General features: G+C 40.1%; 2 protein-coding genes. Both read left to right on the top strand.

The window, feature by feature from the left end; translation table 11 throughout:
- Positions 1–1,660, top strand: a 1,660-nt coding sequence (locus PX484_RS21840; RefSeq protein WP_288105470.1) for an ABC transporter ATP-binding protein, incomplete at its 5' end; no start/stop codon positions are given.
- Between the two features lie 249 nt (positions 1,661–1,909).
- A partial coding sequence (locus PX484_RS21835; protein ID WP_288105471.1) for a DNA cytosine methyltransferase occupies positions 1,910–2,524 on the top strand: 615 nt, incomplete at its 3' end.

Below are 2,524 nucleotides of genomic sequence, written 5' to 3'. Positions count from 1 at the left end.
TTCAGTTATTCTGCTGCTAGAAGTGGATATAGATTATTATGTAAAAAGTAAAATAGGAGATATTTTTAATCGTTTCATGTCGGAGATTAATCGGGCTGTAGCATCAATTAGAAATTACATAAACCTGATTAAGATTATCGCCACAGCTTTCATGTACTTGGCTATTTTATTATCAATTTCTTGGCAATTAACTATTCTTTCTAGTGTTTTGGGAGGCCTTTTAGGTCTGCTTAATCAATACTTTGTCAAGAGAGCAAAAAAGTTTGGAGAGATTATCACCGTAACGGCTAAACAGCAAACTAATAAACTGTTGGAACTATTAACGGGAATTCGTCTAATTAAAGCGGTAGGCAATGAAAGATACGAATTAGAATCTATTGTGGAAGATATAGAAGCCCGGGAGAAAGCGGGTTTAGATGCCCAGACTAATAATGCTGTAATCGCTCCGCTCAATGAGATCGGTGGGGTAATTATTATTGCTTTAATTATCATTGCTGGTCGTTATCTTTTTAATGAACAACTGCAAGCTTTAGCGACGATTTTATTGACCTATCTCTATGTACTTTTCCGGGCCCTGCCGATAGTTGGTCAGATTAACAGTGCTAGGAGTAGTCTATTGGGTGATGTTTCCGCAGTAGAGGTGGTAGCGGATTTTCTCATTCGAGATAATAAACCATTTATGAGCAATGGCTCTATTCCCTATCAAAGATTAGAGACAGGTATTCATTTTGATAACGTCCAATTTTCCTATCCCGGTCATCAAGAATTAGTTCTCAAGGGCATCGATCTTTGGATTCCAAAAGGAAAAATGATCGCTCTTGTTGGTGCTTCGGGGGCGGGAAAATCGACAATTGCTGATTTATTACCACGCTTTTATGATCCTACAGCCGGGAGGATTCTTTTTGACGGTCAAGATTTACGCGATTATGAGGTCAAATCTCTGAGAAAAGCCATGGGAATAGTCAGTCAAGATACTTTTCTCTTTAATAATTCTCTCCGTTTTAATATTGCCTACGGATTAACCGATGTTAGTGATGCAGAAATTGTAGCAGCGACAAAAAGGGCGAATGCCTACGAGTTTATCTCCAAACTGCCGGAAGGACTGGATACGGAAATTGGCGATCGGGGAGTGAGACTTTCGGGAGGACAAAAACAAAGATTAGCGATCGCTCGTGCCTTACTGCGAGATCCGGATATTCTCATTCTTGATGAAGCTACCAGTGCTTTGGATACAATTTCTGAGCGTTTAGTACAGGAAGCGATCGATGAACTCTGTCGCGAGCGTACTACTCTTGTGATCGCTCACCGTCTTTCCACTGTTCAAAAAGCCTATCAAATTGTGGTGCTGGACAAAGGAAAAGTGGCAGAAATCGGCAATCACGAGGAATTATTAGCTCAAGGCGGTCATTATGCCCGTTTACACGCTCTGCAATTTAGTGATAGCAAAGAGGCCGACTCTAAGAATAGGGAAGATGAGCAAAAAAGAAAAGCTTATTTATCCTACGAAGCGAGAAGCAGTCTTAATAGTCTTTTAGGTTCTCTGCGTCTGGTATCTGAAGATTTAATCGATGATTCTCAGGAGAAACAGGAAATTTTAGAAGAATCCTGTAGTTCAGCTATGCGACTTCTCCACATTATCGAAGACTACGAGTATTCCTAGACTCGATAGAGCTGCTGCAAAAATCAAAAATTGTCGTAGTTAGTGAGGAGTCAGTCTCGATGAAAAAATTTTCACCACCAGAGATGAAAGAGGTGTCCTTCCCTACACCCTATACCCCACACCCTACACCCTCTTTCAAGACAGGAAATTTGCAGGAGAGGATATCTCTAGAAAAAAACTCTTAAGTTATACTAAAATATTTAGTACATATAGGCATCTTCCCAGACGGTGAAAAGGAATTATTTACCCTTGAAAACCACAGTTAAAGTCAGCACACAACCCCAATTACCCCTACATCTAGTTATCACCCATCCCCAGTATCGTTTTGTCGATTTATTTGCGGGAATCGGTGGGTTTAGAATCGCTTTGGAGAAATTGGGAGGACGTTGTTTAGGTTATTCAGAAATTGATAAACAGGCCATCCAAGTTTATCAACAGAATTTTATTAGCTATCTCAACAGCGATGAAATTGCTTTCGGAGATGTGAGTAAAATCAGCAATTTACCCGATAATCTCGATCTTATTGTCGGCGGCGTTCCCTGTCAACCTTGGTCGGTGGCGGGATGTTTACGGGGATTTGAAGATCCCCGGGGAAAACTCTGGTTTGATGTGATTAAATTAGTCCAGAAAAGTCAACCCAAAAGCTTTATTTTCGAGAATGTCAGTGGTTTAGCTAGTCCTCGCAATCGGGAGAATTTAGAGTTAATTATCGATGAATTAACTAGCTGTGGTTATCAAGTTTACTGGCAGTTATTAAATGCCTACGATTTTGGTTTACCCCAGAATCGCGAGAGAGTTTTTATCGTAGGAATTAGAAAAAATATAGATAACTATGAGCGGTTTAAATTTCCTTTACCTTTGGGT

Origin of the sequence: Microcystis sp. M49636_WE2 (assembly GCF_030065375.1) — a bacterium.
In the GTDB taxonomy this organism is placed as follows: domain Bacteria; phylum Cyanobacteriota; class Cyanobacteriia; order Cyanobacteriales; family Microcystaceae; genus Microcystis; species Microcystis aeruginosa_C.
This window is presented reverse-complemented; position numbering and strand designations above follow the sequence as displayed.